This is a genomic window from Rhodoferax sp. RT4P68 (genome assembly GCF_056521305.1).
This window is the reverse complement of the sequence record NZ_JBWMBB010000002.1, coordinates 152,834-166,525: the sequence shown is the minus strand read 5'-3', so window position 1 is coordinate 166,525 and position 13,692 is coordinate 152,834. Positions and strand designations below refer to the sequence as shown.

The 13,692-nt window shown below is 68.2% G+C and carries 11 protein-coding genes; 2 read left to right on the top strand and 9 right to left on the bottom strand.

The annotated features are described in order from the left end of the window. Positions 1-42: 42 nt before the first annotated feature. Both AC099J_RS04260 and uvrA read right to left on the bottom strand, forming a co-directional pair. The gene (locus tag AC099J_RS04260; RefSeq protein ID WP_479613973.1) at positions 43-1,017 is read right to left on the bottom strand and encodes a tripartite tricarboxylate transporter substrate binding protein; all 975 of its coding nucleotides are present in this window, start codon (positions 1,015-1,017) and stop codon (positions 43-45) included. A 113-nt stretch (positions 1,018-1,130) separates the two neighbouring features. Then, entirely contained in the window at positions 1,131-6,977 is a 5,847-nt protein-coding gene (gene uvrA / locus AC099J_RS04255) for an excinuclease ABC subunit UvrA (protein ID WP_479613972.1), read from the bottom strand. Positions 6,978-7,327: 350 nt separating this feature from the next. Here uvrA and AC099J_RS04250 point away from each other — a divergent pair, with 350 nt between their 5' ends. Further along, entirely contained in the window at positions 7,328-8,149 is an 822-nt protein-coding gene (locus AC099J_RS04250; protein WP_479613971.1) for a PEP-CTERM sorting domain-containing protein, read from the top strand. Positions 8,150-8,214: 65 nt separating this feature from the next. On the opposite strand, the gene AC099J_RS04245 is transcribed toward AC099J_RS04250, so the two are convergent. The 7 genes from AC099J_RS04245 to AC099J_RS04215 all read right to left on the bottom strand — a co-directional run bounded on the left by AC099J_RS04245 (position 8,215) and on the right by AC099J_RS04215 (position 13,114). Continuing rightward, positions 8,215-9,894 carry an MFS transporter gene (locus AC099J_RS04245; RefSeq protein WP_479613970.1) on the bottom strand — a complete coding sequence of 560 codons (1,680 nt, stop codon included), beginning with the start codon at positions 9,892-9,894 and terminating at the stop codon, positions 8,215-8,217. A 176-nt stretch (positions 9,895-10,070) separates the two neighbouring features. After that, complete coding sequence (locus AC099J_RS04240) at positions 10,071-10,709, bottom strand: 2-hydroxychromene-2-carboxylate isomerase (protein WP_479613969.1); 639 nt, start codon at positions 10,707-10,709, stop codon at positions 10,071-10,073. Further along, positions 10,706-10,939 (bottom strand): DUF1289 domain-containing protein, encoded by a 234-nt coding sequence (locus AC099J_RS04235; protein WP_479613968.1) that lies wholly within the window; start codon positions 10,937-10,939, stop codon positions 10,706-10,708. The genes AC099J_RS04240 and AC099J_RS04235 overlap by 4 nt, the downstream gene beginning before the upstream one ends. Continuing rightward, a complete protein-coding gene (locus AC099J_RS04230) occupies positions 10,936-11,445 on the bottom strand; it encodes a YbaK/EbsC family protein (RefSeq protein WP_479613967.1) in 510 nt (169 codons plus the stop codon). Before AC099J_RS04230 ends, AC099J_RS04235 begins: the two co-directional genes overlap by 4 nt. Beyond that, positions 11,445-12,365: a hydroxymethylglutaryl-CoA lyase gene (locus AC099J_RS04225; RefSeq protein ID WP_479613966.1), complete on the bottom strand. Its 921-nt coding sequence runs from the start codon at positions 12,363-12,365 to the stop codon at positions 11,445-11,447. Before AC099J_RS04225 ends, AC099J_RS04230 begins: the two co-directional genes overlap by 1 nt. 165 nt (positions 12,366-12,530) lie before the next feature. Beyond that, positions 12,531-12,908, bottom strand: a complete 378-nt coding sequence (locus AC099J_RS04220) for a type II toxin-antitoxin system VapC family toxin (RefSeq protein WP_479613965.1) — start codon at positions 12,906-12,908, stop codon at positions 12,531-12,533. Positions 12,909-12,910: 2 nt separating this feature from the next. Further along, entirely contained in the window at positions 12,911-13,114 is a 204-nt protein-coding gene (locus AC099J_RS04215) for a type II toxin-antitoxin system VapB family antitoxin (protein ID WP_479614411.1), read from the bottom strand. A gap of 39 nt (positions 13,115-13,153) precedes the next feature. Between AC099J_RS04215 and AC099J_RS04210 the strand changes: the two genes are divergently transcribed. After that, positions 13,154-13,690, top strand: a complete 537-nt coding sequence (locus AC099J_RS04210) for a cupin domain-containing protein (protein WP_479613964.1) — start codon at positions 13,154-13,156, stop codon at positions 13,688-13,690. Positions 13,691-13,692: the final 2 nt, after the last annotated feature.

The following is a 13,692-nucleotide window of genomic DNA, read 5'->3' as shown; positions in this document are numbered from 1 at the left end:
GCGCGATGATGCCGTGTCAACAGCACCATGCGCCGCCGCGGGTCACTGGGGCTTGGCCAGGCCCAGCTTTTCGATGATCACCTTCTCGCGTGCCATCGTGTCCTGCGCGAACTTGGTGTACTCGGCGGTGCTCTTGTAGTCGGGCAGCATGTCGTACTTGTCCAGCGCGCTCACGTAGCTGGGCTCTTCCATGGCCTGCTTGAAGGCGTCGTGCAGCTTCTTCACGACTTCGGGCGGCGTGCCCTTGGGCGCGCCGATGCCGAACGGGGAGTTCTGCACGATGTCGATGCCCAGCTCCTTCAGCGTGGGCGCATCGGGGAACTTGCTCAGCCGCTTGGCGCCCCAGGTGTTGAGCACGCGCAGCTTGCCGGCCTCGACCTGCGGCGCGAAGCCGGTGGAATCGGCCGCCGCCATCAGCTGGCCGCTGATCGTGGCCAGCATCAGGTCGGCGCTGCCCTTGTAAGGCACGTGCTGCAGCTCGATGCCAGCCAGCTGCGCGATGCGCTCGGTCGTCAGATGCGGGCTGGTCAGCGTGCCGGTGGAGCCGTAGGTGAGCCTGCCGGGGTTGGCCTTGGCGTAGGCGACGAAGTCCTGCCAGTTTTTGAACGGGCTGTCGGCCGGCACCACGATGCCAAAGGCGTAGCCGGTGACGTTGATCACGTAGCTGATGTCCTTGATCGGGTCCCAGCCCACCTTGGTGGTGTAGGCCAGGCGGAACACGCCCAGCGGGATCTGCGCGACGGTGTAGCCATCGGGCTGCGCGATCTGCAGCGCCTGCGCCGGCAGCGTGCCGCCGGCACCGGGCTTGTTCTCGACGATGACGGTCTGGCCCAGGATCTTGGACGCATTGGTCGCCAGCTGGCGCATGGTGATGTCGGTCGGCCCGCCAGCGGGGAAGGCGATCACCAGCTTGATGGGTTTGGTGGGAAAGCTGTTCTGGGCCAGGGCGGGCAGCGGGGCGACGGCGGCCAGCGCCAGCAACAGGGCGGTACGGCGGGAAGCAGGGGCGAACGGCATAAAAAATCTCCAGTGCGTTGCAAACAGCCGGGCATTGGGCCGGCGGACCAGGTGAGGGGCAATCCGTGAATGTCCCATAAGGGACAACATGACCACAATAGGCGGCGGCCCCCTCATCGCGCCAGCACGGGCCCCAGCGCCACGCCGGTGTGCGTGCCCAGGCGCACGAGCTCTTCCGGCGAAGCAGCAGCCACCACCAGCCCGCCAGCGTTGCCGCCTTCGGGGCCCAGGTCGACGATCCAGTCCGCCTCGGCGATCAGGTCCAGGTCGTGCTCGATCACGATCACGCTGTGGCCGCCGTTCACCAGGCGGTGCAGCACATGGATCAGCTTCTCCACGTCGGCCATGTGCAGGCCCACGGTGGGCTCGTCCAGCACATACAGCGTGTGCGGCGGCTTCTGGCCGCGGCGGGTGATGTCGTCGCGCACCTTGCTGAGCTCGGTCACCAGCTTGATGCGCTGCGCCTCGCCACCGCTGAGCGTGGGCGACGGCTGGCCCAGCGTCAGGTAGCCCAGGCCCACGTCCTTCAACAGCTGCAGCGGGTGCGCGATGTTCGGCATGGCGGCGAAGAAATCGACGGCTTCGTCGACCTCCATCTGCAGCACCTCGCCGATGCTCTTGCCGCGCCAGCTGACGGCCAGCGTCTCGGGGTTGAAGCGCGCGCCGTGGCAGACCTCGCACGGCACCTTGACGTCCGGCAGAAAGCTCATCGCGATGGTGCGGATGCCGGCGCCATCGCAGCCCGGGCAGCGGCCCTCGCCGGTGTTGAAGCTGAACCGCGCCGGGCCGTAACCGCGTGCGCGTGCCTCCAGTGTGTCGGCGAACAGCTTGCGGATGGTGTCCCAGAAGCCGATGTAGGTGGCCGGGCAGCTGCGGGGCGTCTTGCCGATGGGGGTCTGGTCGACCTCCAGCACGCGGTCGATGGTTTCGTAGCCGCCCACCGATGCGCAGCCGGACCAGGCCGGGCGCTTGCCCGCCACATCGGCATCTCGCCCGGCCTTGGTCGTGCGCTGCAGCACGATGGCCTGCACGTTGTCCAGCAACACGTCGCGCGCCAGCGTGGACTTGCCCGAGCCGCTGACGCCGGTGACCACGACCAGGCGCTGCAGCGGCACGTCGACATCGACGTTGCGCAGGTTGTGCAGACGCGCACCGCGCACGGCGAGCCAGCGCATGGGCTCCTCGCCCTCCGCGCCAGCGGCGGTGGATGGGGTCGCACCTGCACCCTTGCCCTCCGTCGGCTGCGCAAGCGGGGGCAACACGGCGCGGCGCGGCTCCACCGGGTGGCGCATGGCGTGCAGCAGATAGCGACCGGTGACGGACTCTTCGGCCTGCGTCAGATCGTCGACCGAGCCCTGTGCCACCAAGCGCCCGCCGCGCTTGCCCGCACTGGGGCCGATGTCGATGATGTGGTCGGCGCGGCGGATGGTGTCTTCGTCGTGCTCCACCACCACCAGCGTGTTGCCCTTCTCACCGAGCTTGTGTAGCGCGTCCAGCAGGATCTGGTTGTCACGCGCATGAAGGCCGATGGTCGGCTCGTCCAGCACGTAGCACACGCCCTGCAGGTTGCTGCCCAGCTGCGCGGCCAGACGGATGCGCTGGGCCTCGCCGCCAGACAGCGTAGGCGCGCCCCGGTCCAGCGTCAGATAACCCAGGCCCACTTCTTCGAGGAAGGCGAGGCGGCTGCGAATCTCGGGCACCAGGTCGCGGGCAATCTCGGCGTCGCGGCCGTGCAGGTGCAATGCGTCGAACCATTCGCGGATGTCGGTCACGCTCATGCGCGCGATCTCGGTGATGCCGATGCCGGCGCCGAGAGCGGATTCACCACGCGCGGCCTCGAAGGCCACGGCGCGCGCGACCGGGTTCAGCCGCGTGCCGTCGCAGCGCGGGCAGGCCGCAGTGCCCACGTCTTCGGCCTCTGGTTCGGCGAAGGTCTGCTCGCGGCCCTTCTGGTCGTCGCCCAGCACCGAGTCGTCGAACACCTTGCGCTGCTCCTTGTTCAGCTTGACACCGGTGCCCACGCAGTCGGGGCACCAGCCGTGCTTGCTGTTGTAGGAGAACAGGCGCGGGTCGAGCTCGGCATAGGACGTGGCGCAGATGGGGCAGGCGCGCAGTGTGGAGAACACCTGCACCCGGCCGATGCCGGCGGCGCTGGTGCCCTCAAGCATGGCCTCGCGCAGGCCGTCGAGATGGCTTATCACCATCACCACACCCTTGCCGTGTTCCAACGCCTTGGTGAGTGCGTGGCGCAGCACCGTCTCCGTCTCGGGCCGCACGTCCAGGCTGGCGACGGGCAACTCGATGCTGTGTTCCTTGAACCGGTCGATGCGGGGGAAGCCCGTGGTCGGCAAGAACTCCCCGTCCACCCGCAGATGCGTGTAGCCACGCGGCCGCGCCCAGTCGGCCAACTCGGTGTAGACGCCCTTGCGCGCCGTGACCAACGGCGCCAACAGGCCGATGTGCTGGCCGCGAAAGTGCTGCATCAACTGCGCGACGATGCTGTCCGGCGTCTGCGGCTGCACGGCGGCGCCGTCGTGGATGCAGTGCTGCACGCCCAGCTTCACATACAGCAGCCGCAGGAAGTGCCAGACCTCGGTGGTGGTGCCCACGGTGCTCTTGCGGCCGCCGCGTGACAGGCGCTGCTCGATCGCCACGGTAGGCGGAATGCCATAGACCGCGTCGACCTCGGGCCGCCCTGCCGGCTGCACGATGCTGCGGGCGTAGGCATTCAGCGATTCGAGGTAGCGGCGCTGGCCCTCGTTGAACAGGATGTCGAACGCCAGCGTGGACTTGCCCGAGCCGCTGACGCCGGTGACCACGTTGAACTTGCCACGCGGGATGTCGACCGACAGCGACTTGAGGTTGTGCTCGCGTGCATTGACGATCTGGATCGCGTCGGGCGCGCTGCTGGCCACGCGGTAGCGCGGCACGGCCTCGTGCACGGCCAGCGCGCCGGCCGCCGTCTCGGCCATGGTGCCTTCGTAGTCGCGCAGTGCAGCGCCGGTGTGCGAGGTGGCGTGCGCCCGCAGGTCGTCCGGCGTGCCCGTTGCGACCAGTTGGCCGCCGGCGTCGCCGCCCTCCGGGCCCATGTCGATCAACCAGTCGCTGGCGCGGATCACGTCCAGGTTGTGCTCGATCACGACCAGCGAGTGGCCGGCATCCAGCAGCTTGCGCAGCGCGCGCATCAGCTTGGCGATGTCGTCGAAGTGCAGGCCGGTGGTGGGCTCGTCGAACAGGAACAACGTGCCCTTGCGCGCCAGGCTCTGGCGTGACGATGACGCGCTCTTGGCCGCTTCGGCCAGAAAGCCGGCCAGCTTCAGGCGCTGCGATTCGCCACCCGACAAGGTGGGCACGGGCTGGCCCAGCTTCACGTACTCCAGCCCCACGTCCACGATGGGCTGCAGCGCGCGCACCACCTCGCGGTCGTGCTCGAACACTTGCACGGCTTCGCTGACCGTCAGGGCCAGCACGTCGGCCACGTTCAGCTGCACACGGCGGGCGTCGCTGGCGGCGTGGCGCTCGATGCGCACCTCCAGAATCTCGGGCCGGTAGCGCTTGCCGTCGCAGTCCGGGCAGCGCAGGTAGACGTCGGAGAGGAACTGCATCTCCACGTGCTCGAAGCCCGAGCCGCCGCAGGTCGGGCAGCGCCCGTCGCCGCTGTTGAAGCTGAACTTGGCCGGCGTGTAGCCGCGTTGGCGCGCCAGTGGCGCGACGGCGAACAAGTCGCGGATCGCGTCCCACGCGCCGACGTAGCTGGCGGGGTTGGAGCGCGCCGTCTTGCCGATCGGCGACTGGTCGACGTAGACCACGTCGCCCAGGTGGTCGGCGCCCAGCAGCCGGTCGTGGCGGCCGGGCGCATCGGTGGCGCGGCCGAAGTGGCGCAGCAGCGCGGGGGCCAGCACGTCCTGGATCAGCGTGGACTTGCCCGAGCCGCTGACGCCGGTCACGCAGACCAGGCGCTGCAGCGGGATGTCGACCGACACGTTCTGCAGGTTGTGCTCGCGCGCGCCCTCCAGCACCAGGCGCGGCGTGTTGTCGCCCACCTCGCGGCGCTGCGCCAGGCCGATGCGCTTGCGCCCGCCCAGGTAGTCGCCGGTCAACGTCCGGGCCTGGCGCAGCTCATCCGTGGTGCCATCGAAGACGATGCTGCCGCCGCGCTCGCCCGGGCCTGGCCCCATGTCGATCATGCGGTCGGCCGCGAACATGACGGCCGGGTCGTGCTCGACGACCACCAGCGTGTTGCCCGCGTCGCGCAGCCGGTGCATGGCTTCGATGATGCGGTGCATGTCGCGCGGATGCAGGCCGATGCTCGGCTCGTCCAGCACGAACAAGGTGTTGACCAGCGAGGTGCCCAGCGCCGTCGTCAGATTGATGCGCTGCACCTCGCCGCCGGACAGCGTGCGGCTCTGCCGGTCCAGCGTCAGGTAGCCGATGCCCACGTCGCACAGGTAGCGCAGGCGGGTCGTGATCTCCTCGTACAGCAGCTTGAGTGCCTGGGCGTCGCCGTGGTCGGTGGCGGCGCGGGCATCGCCCGGCTGGGCCTGCGCGATGCGGTCGAAGAAGCGGCGCAGCCGGTCGATCGGCAGCAGCATCAGATCGTGCAACGTGAGGCCCGGCAGGCCCTCCAGCTGTGCGCGCGACCATTGCGTGCCCACCGGCATGAAGCGCTGTTCGCGGGGCAGCACCGCATCGGCGTCGCCCTGGCTGCCCAGGCGCCACAGCAGGCTCTGCATCTTCAAACGGGCGCCGCCGCAGACGTGGCACGGTGTGTAGCTGCGGTACTTGGACAGCAAGACGCGGATGTGCATCTTGTAGGCCTTGCTTTCCAGATACTCGAAGAAGCGCTTGACGCCGAACCAGTGCTGGTTCCACTTGCCGTTCCAGTTCGGCGAGCCGTGGACGACCCAGTGCTTCTGCTCGGGCGTGAGTTGCTTGTAGGGCGTGTCGCGCGGGATGCCTGCCGCCTCGGCGTGGCGCATCAGGTCGTCCTGCGCTTCCTGCCAGGCCGGCGTCTGCATCGGCTTGATGGCGCCAGCGCGCAGCGTCAGCTTGTCGTTCGGGATGACGAGGTCGTAGTCGACCCCGATCACGCGGCCAAACCCCCTGCACGTCTCGCAGGCACCGGCCGGCGAGTTGAACGAGAACATCGAGGGGATGGGGTCGGTGTAGCGCAGGTCGCTGTCGGGGCAGTGCAGGCCGGTGGAGAAGCGCCAGATCTCGGGCTCGCCCTCGCCCTCGCCCTCGGCCTCGGCCGGCAGCACGTAGACGTTGAGCCGGCCAGCGCCACGTTTCAGCGCGGTTTCGATGGCTTCGACCACGCGCACGCGTTCGGCCGTGCCGAGCCGGAAGCGGTCAGCCGTCACATCAAGGAGCTTATGCGGCCCAGCCGGCGTGGCGACTTCGCGCTCGGCCTGCACCCGCGTGAAGCCGCTGGCTGACAGCCACTCGGCCACCTGCTCCGCACTGGTGCCGCCCGGCAACTCGACCGGGAAGGTCAGCACCAGCCGCGGATCGCCGGCCGCCGCGGCGCGCTGCTGCATCTCAGCGTAGATGCTGTCGGGCGAGTCGTGCCGCACAGGCCGCGCCGTCGCGCTGTCGAACAGTTGCCCGGCACGCGCGAACAGCAGCTTCAGGTGGTCGTTCAGCTCGGTCATGGTGCCGACCGTCGAGCGTGAAGACCGCACCGGGTTGGTCTGGTCGATCGCGATGGCCGGGGGGACGCCCTCCACGCGGTCGACGGCCGGTTTGTCCATGCGGTCCAGGAACTGGCGCGCGTAAGCCGAGAAGGTCTCGACATAGCGCCGCTGGCCCTCGGCGTACAGCGTGTCGAACACCAGGCTGGACTTGCCCGAGCCGCTGGGCCCGGTGACGACCGTCAGTTCACCTGTGCGGATGTCCAGGTCGAGGTTCTTGAGATTGTGCTGGCGAGCGCCACGGATGGCGATGGTTCCATGGGGCATGTCGGACGCAGTCGGGAGGCAAACCGGGATTCTAGGAGCGCACCCGCCGTGCCTGCCCGGGGCGTGCGAGAGCACTCGTGCACCGAGGGCTGATTGCGCACCCAATCAAATTTGCAACAAGACGTATGCAAAAAGTCGCAAAGTATTTGATTTCATACACGTACTTGAAGCCGACGTGAATTAGTCCCACGGCCGGGCCAAATCTCACCAGAACAATGCATACAACTCTGATGAGGAACTTACATATGTGTACACGAAACCGCGCCCAGGCTCGCGCACGCAGCGAGCTTCTGCCTCTGCGCGCCACCTGCGCGATTGGGTGGTTCGTCGCCTGCATCGCGCTGGCGGCGATGACCACGCCTGTCATCGGTGGCACGGCGTCCGTCGCGGCCAGCCAAGCCTGGCCCTGCCCGCCGGTGGCAGCGCCCATGGCAGCGCCCAAACGTGTGATGGTCAAGCGCAAGGCCATCGCCAAGCCGGCAGTCGTCCAAACGGATGGCGTCGGACCCCAGAGCGCCGGCGTACGCAAGCCGAAGCGCGCACGTGCCAAGCCGGCGGCGGCACCCACCGCAGCGCGCGCGCCCCTGCAAGACGGCTGTGCTCCTCCCCCGGTTGCGGCGCCCCGGGCGCTGAACACGCTGGTGGGAGGCGCCGCCCCCGCCCCCGCTTACCCGCAGAGTGCACTGCCGCCGTTCACAGTACCGCTGGACGCGATGCCGGCTATCGTCGATGGCGCACCCGACACCGGCGCGCCTGTGCCGCTGCACGCCATGCCGGCGGTCGTCGACGGCGCACCCCACACCGGTGCGCCCGTGTGGGCCCCCGGCACGCCGTTCGCGTGGCTGCCGGCCACGGTCGTCGGGGGCCCGTCGTCCTCGCCCGCGCCGAGCCCTGATGACGGCTGGTCGACCCCGCCGCAGTGGCCTGCCCTGCCCCCGCTGGCGGATCTGCCGGTGGAGACCGACCCCGAGCTTGAGCAATCGGATGTGCCGGATCAACCTGAGCTCCCCGTCGCCGGCCCTAACCTGGAGCCGACCGACCCCACAGCGCCCGGCGTCACCACACCGGGCGAAGTGCCCGAGCCTGCCAGCCTGGCGCTAGTGCTGTCGGGGCTGCTCGCCGCCTGGGCACAAGCCCTGCGCAAACGCCGGCAGGCGCGCAACCGGCACTGAACGCCAGGCACCAAGAAAAAGGGCCCGTCTTCCGGGCCCTTTTTTGCTTTGTGCGGGATTCGCGGTCAGTCGTCCGCGTAGATGTCCACGTCCTTGGTCTCCTTCACGAACAGCGTGCCGATCACCAGCGTGATGGCCGCAATGATGATGGGGTACCACAGGCCGTTGTACATGTTGCCGGTCTGGGCCACGATCGCCAGCGCAGTCGCCGGTAGCAGGCCGCCGAACCAGCCGTTGCCAATGTGGTAGGGCAGGCTCATGGACGTGTAGCGGATGCGCGTCGGGAACATCTCGACCAGCATGGCCGCGATGGGCCCGTACACCATGGTCACCAGAATCACGAGGTACACGAGGAGTGCCACGGTGAGCACGCGGTTCATCTTCGCGGGGTCGGCTTTGGCGGGGTAACCCGCGGCCTTCAACTCGTCGGCCAGCGACTGCTTCAGCGCCCCGTCCTTGGCCTTGAGCTCATCGGCCGCCAAGCCGTTTGCACCGTAACTGGTGATGACCTTCTCGCCGATCTTGATGGTGGCCGGCTGGCCGGCCGGGCCGACCGCGTTCTCATAGCTCACCGAATTGGCCGACAGCACCTGCTTGGCGATGTCGCAGGAGCTGGTGAACCTGGAGGTGCCGGTCGGGTTGAACTGGAACGAGCACTCGTTCGGGTCGGCCGTGACGATCACCTGGTTCTTGGCCTGGGCTGCGGCCAGGTCGGGGTTGACGGCCTTGGTCAGCGCGCTGAACACCGGGAAGTAGGTCAGCACGGCCAGCAGGCAGCCGGCCATGATGATGGGCTTGCGGCCGATCTTGTCCGACAGGATGCCGAAGATCACGAAGAACGGCGTGGCGATGATCAGCGAGATCGCGATCAGGATGTTGGCTGTCGGTCCATCGAGCTTGAGCGCGCCGGTCAGGAAGAACAGCGCGTAGAACTGGCCCGTGTACCAGACCACAGCCTGGCCAGCCGTGAGGCCCACCAGCGCCAGGATCACGATCTTCAGGTTGCGCCATTGGCCAAAGGACTCGGTCAGCGGTGCCTTGGAGATCTTGCCCTCTGCCTTCATCTTGATGAAGGCCGGCGATTCGTTCATGGACAGGCGGATATAGACCGACACGCCCAGCAGCAGGATGGAGACCAGGAACGGAATGCGCCAGCCCCACTCGGCGAACGCGGCCTCGCCGATGGCGGTGCGCACGCCCAGGATCACCAGCAGCGACAGGAACAGGCCCAGCGTCGCCGTGGTCTGGATCCACGAGGTGTAAAAGCCCCGCTTGCCGCGCGGCGCGTGCTCTGCCACATAGGTGGCGGCACCACCGTACTCGCCACCGAGCGCCAGACCCTGCAGCATGCGCAGGATGATCAGGATGATGGGTGCGGCCACGCCAATGCTGGAATAGTTGGGCAGCAGGCCGACGATGAAGGTCGACAGGCCCATCAGCAAGATGGTGACGAGGAACGTGTACTTGCGCCCGATCATGTCGCCGAGCCGGCCGAACACCAGTGCGCCGAAGGGCCGCACGATGAAGCCTGCGGCAAACGCCAGCAGCGAGAAGATGGTGCGTGAGGCCGGGTCCAGCGCCGAGAAGAACTGGTTGCCGATGATGACGGCGAGCGTGCCGTACAGATAAAAGTCATACCACTCGAACACCGTGCCCAGCGACGAGGCAAAGATCACCTTGCGCTCTTCCTTGGACATGGGCCGGGCCGCCGTCGGCGCGGCTCCCGGGTGCATTGTTGCGGCCATCTGTCGTATCTCCTGTTGTGCAAAGCGCCCCGGTGGGGCGCCTGCGCTGATTCTTGGAGGCGGCACTGACCGTGCTCTGACATGAAACCAACTGTGACTTACAACTTCCGTACTAACCCTGAACTTTGGTATCGCGATGTGGGTTGAAGCGGGTAATCCCTGAGCCGCCCCGTTGCTCAAGCGCCCCGCACGCTTGGCGGCACGGCCGTCACGGACTCCCAGTCGCCCTGGGCAAACCATTCATCGCCCAGCAGATAGCTGCGCAGCATCGGCAGCGCGTCCAGGCCCCAGAACAGGCGGCGATCGACCACGAAGGCAGGCACGCCGAACACGCCCTCGGCGATGGCGGCGCCGGTCTGCGCGCGCAGCTCAGCCCGGGGCGCGTCCCCAGTCAGGTCCCGCTGCGGCGCCAGCTGCGCCAGCAGCGCGGCCATGCGCGGGGCGTCGTTCGCATCGGCCCCGCCCTGCCAGACGTGGCGGAACAAGGTCTCGCAGACATGACGGTTCGGCGTCGGCCCCGGCCCGCAGGCGAGCGCCAGTCGCAGCAGATCCAGCGACGAGAAAGGGTGCTGCGCCGGCATCTGAAATGGCACGCCGTGTTGGCGCGCCAGCCACAGCGCGTGGCGGTAGATCCACTCGCGCTTGCCAGGAATCTCGGCGGGGCCCAGTTGCCCATGTTGGCGCAGCAGCGCGCCCAGCAGCACCGGCCGGTAGGTGATGTGGTGGCTGATGCCCACCAGCGTTTGAGGCATCGTCTCGAAGGCGAGATACGCGAAGGGCGAAACGAAATCGAGATAGAAATCGATGTGCTTCATGTCGACGGCACGTGGAGTTGGCGGGCGCGTTCGAGGATAGCGGCCCACACGACGCGGCGCGCACCGTCGTCCAGCTGACTCCAACCAGCGATCTCCGGCAGCGTGCGCAGACAGCCGGCGCACAGACCGTCCGCGCTCATCTGGCAGACCGAGACGCAGGGCGAGCCGACGTCGGCGCCGGCGGCCAGCGCCAGCGACGCGCGTTGCAACAGCGATTCAGCGGGCGTCATGTGCCGGCGGCGGGCGCCTGCACGACGTCGGCCACGGGTGCGCCGGTGAGCGCGACCAGATCCTGCGGGCACAGTTGAAAGACGCCATGCGGATGGCCGGCCGCGGCCCAGATCTCGTCGAAGCGGAACAGCTCGCGGTCGATCAACACCACGGGCGGCGTGGCGTGCGCCAGGGGCGACACCCCGCCGATCGAAAAACCGGTGCGCGCCTTCACGAACTCGGCATCGGCCCGGCCGGTCTTGCCGACCAGGGCGTCGACCTTCTTCTCGTCGACACGGCGGTCGCCCGAGGTGATGACCAGCACCGCCGCGTCATCGCTCTTGCGCCGAAAGATGATGCTCTTGGCGATCTGCCCGACCGCGATGCCCAGCGCATCGGCCGCCTGCTGCGCGGTGCGCGCGGCGTCGTCCAACATGCGCGGCGCGTGCGGGTGGTTCGCCTCGCGCAGGGCCCGCGCCACGCGCTGCACGCCCTCGGGCAACGCGGTCAACTCAGCGCCGCACATCAGCCGCCGCGCTTGGTGCGGATGGCTTTGGACACGCGCGACTGCGGCTCGCGGCCCAGGGCCTGGCTGATGAAGACCCCGGCGTCGATCAGCGCGTCCAGGTCGATGCCGGTGTCGATGCCCATGCCGTGCAGCAGATACACCACGTCTTCGGTGGCCACGTTGCCCGTGGCGCCCTTGGCATAGGGGCAGCCGCCCAGGCCGGCGACGGATGACTGGAAGTTCCACACGCCCACGTCCAGCGCCGCCAGCGTGTTGGACAGCGCCTGCCCGTAGGTGTCGTGGAAGTGGCCCGAGACCGCGTCTATGGCGTAGTGCGCCAGCGTGGCCTCGAGCGCGGCCTGCACCTTGCGCGGCGTGCCCACGCCGATGGTGTCGGCCACGTCGACCCGCTCGACGCCGATGCCCTTCATCAGACGCGCCAGGTAGCCCACTTTCTCAGGTGCGATGTCGCCCTCATACGGGCAGCCCACCGTGCACGACATGGCGCCGCGCACGGCGATGCCTTGCGTGCGCGCAGCCTCGACCACTGGCGCGAAACGCTCGATGCTCTCGGCGATCGAGCAGTTGATGTTCTTCTGGCTAAAGGCCTCGCTGGCCGCGCCGAAGACCACGATTTCGTCCGGCCACTCGGCGCGCGGCGCCGCCAAGGCGGCCTCCAGGCCCTTCAGATTGGGCGTCAGCACCGAATAGCGCACGCCGGCCTTGCGGGCGATGCCGTGCATGACCTGCGCGTTGTCGGCCATCTGCGGCACCCACTTGGGGCTGACGAAACTGGTGACTTCGATCTCCGCGAGGCCAGCTTGCTGCAACTGGTGCACAAGCTGGACCTTGACCTCCGCCGGCACAGGCTGCTTCTCGTTCTGCAGGCCGTCGCGCGGGCCGACGTCGATCAGTTGGACGCGAGAGGGGTACTTCATCGGGATGTCTATGTGGGGTGAAAACGGCGTGCGAAGCGTAGCGCATCGTGCGTCATGGCGTCGGCCAGCGGGGTAACGGATCGCGCCATGGACGCAGGTCGCGCAGGCCAGGACACTGCCCGCTCCCGGGAGACCAGCAGCTGCGCTGGCGCGCATCCAGGGAGCTCAATGCAAGGCGGTGCCGTATGCGATGCCAAAACGTGCAGCCAACGCGGCCAGCCGCTTGTCCAGCGTCCACAGCTTGGCACCGGGCGTGATCAAGGTGGAAGCCAGCAGTGTCACGTCAACCAAACCGCAGCCCAAGCCATAGAGCTTCTCGCGCTCGACAAATGCGAAGACTTCAGTGGGGCTGCTCTGCAACGACTGGCTCAGCCGCCCGAGGGCAGACAGCGTCTTGGCGCGTGGGGCCGGTGGCGTGCCGCACGCCAACTCCAGCACCACCATGGGATGCGACAGCACCTGATCCGCCTCGATCAGCTCGACGAGTCTCGCGTCGCGCGCACGAAAATGCGCCACCCAGAGCGACGTATCGACCAGCACCATCGTCAGGTCGTGGGTTCGGTCCGGCGGCGCGGGATGGGCCGCATTTGCGGCGCCTTGCCCCCCAGTGCCGCCAGACGCTTGCCAGCCTGTACGCGCACAAACGTACGGATCGCCTCGCGAAACAGATCGGCCTTGTCCATGTCCGGGTCGGCCAGTTCGAGCGCCTGCTCGTAGAGATCGTCGTCGATCGTCACCGTGGTCCGCATGGCATCCTCAGCATCCAAAAGGATGCCATGATGCATCAGATGGAACATCCCGACAACGCCATGGGCCAGCCAGCGGCGCCACTTCCGCCACGCCAGCGCGCGGTCGTGCTCCGCCGTGCCCTGCAGCTGCAACCCCACCCCGAAGGCGGGGACTTCCGCGAGTTGTTCCGCTCGGCCCAGGTGGTGCAGCCGCAGGACGGCCGGCCCGAACGCAGTGCGCTGACCTGCATCGACTTCCTGCTGGAGACCGGCCAGTGCTCGGCCTGGCACTGCGTCGCATCGGACGAGGCCTGGCACCTGCTCGAAGGTGGGCCGCTGCGGCTGTGGTTGCTGCCGCCGGACCTCTCGGCGCTGGCGCACGTGGACCTCGCGCCCGTGGACGAGGCGGGCCATTGGCCGCGCCACGTGGTGCCCGCCCACTGGTGGCAGGCGGCCGAGCCGCTGGGGCCGCTCGCCTATGTGGGCGCGACAGTGGGGCCGGGCTTCGTGTTCGAGGATTTCAGCTTCGGGCGCGACGACGCGGGGCTGTGCGAGGCACTGCAGCGGTTGGATGGCAGGCTGGCGCGGCTGCTGTAGCG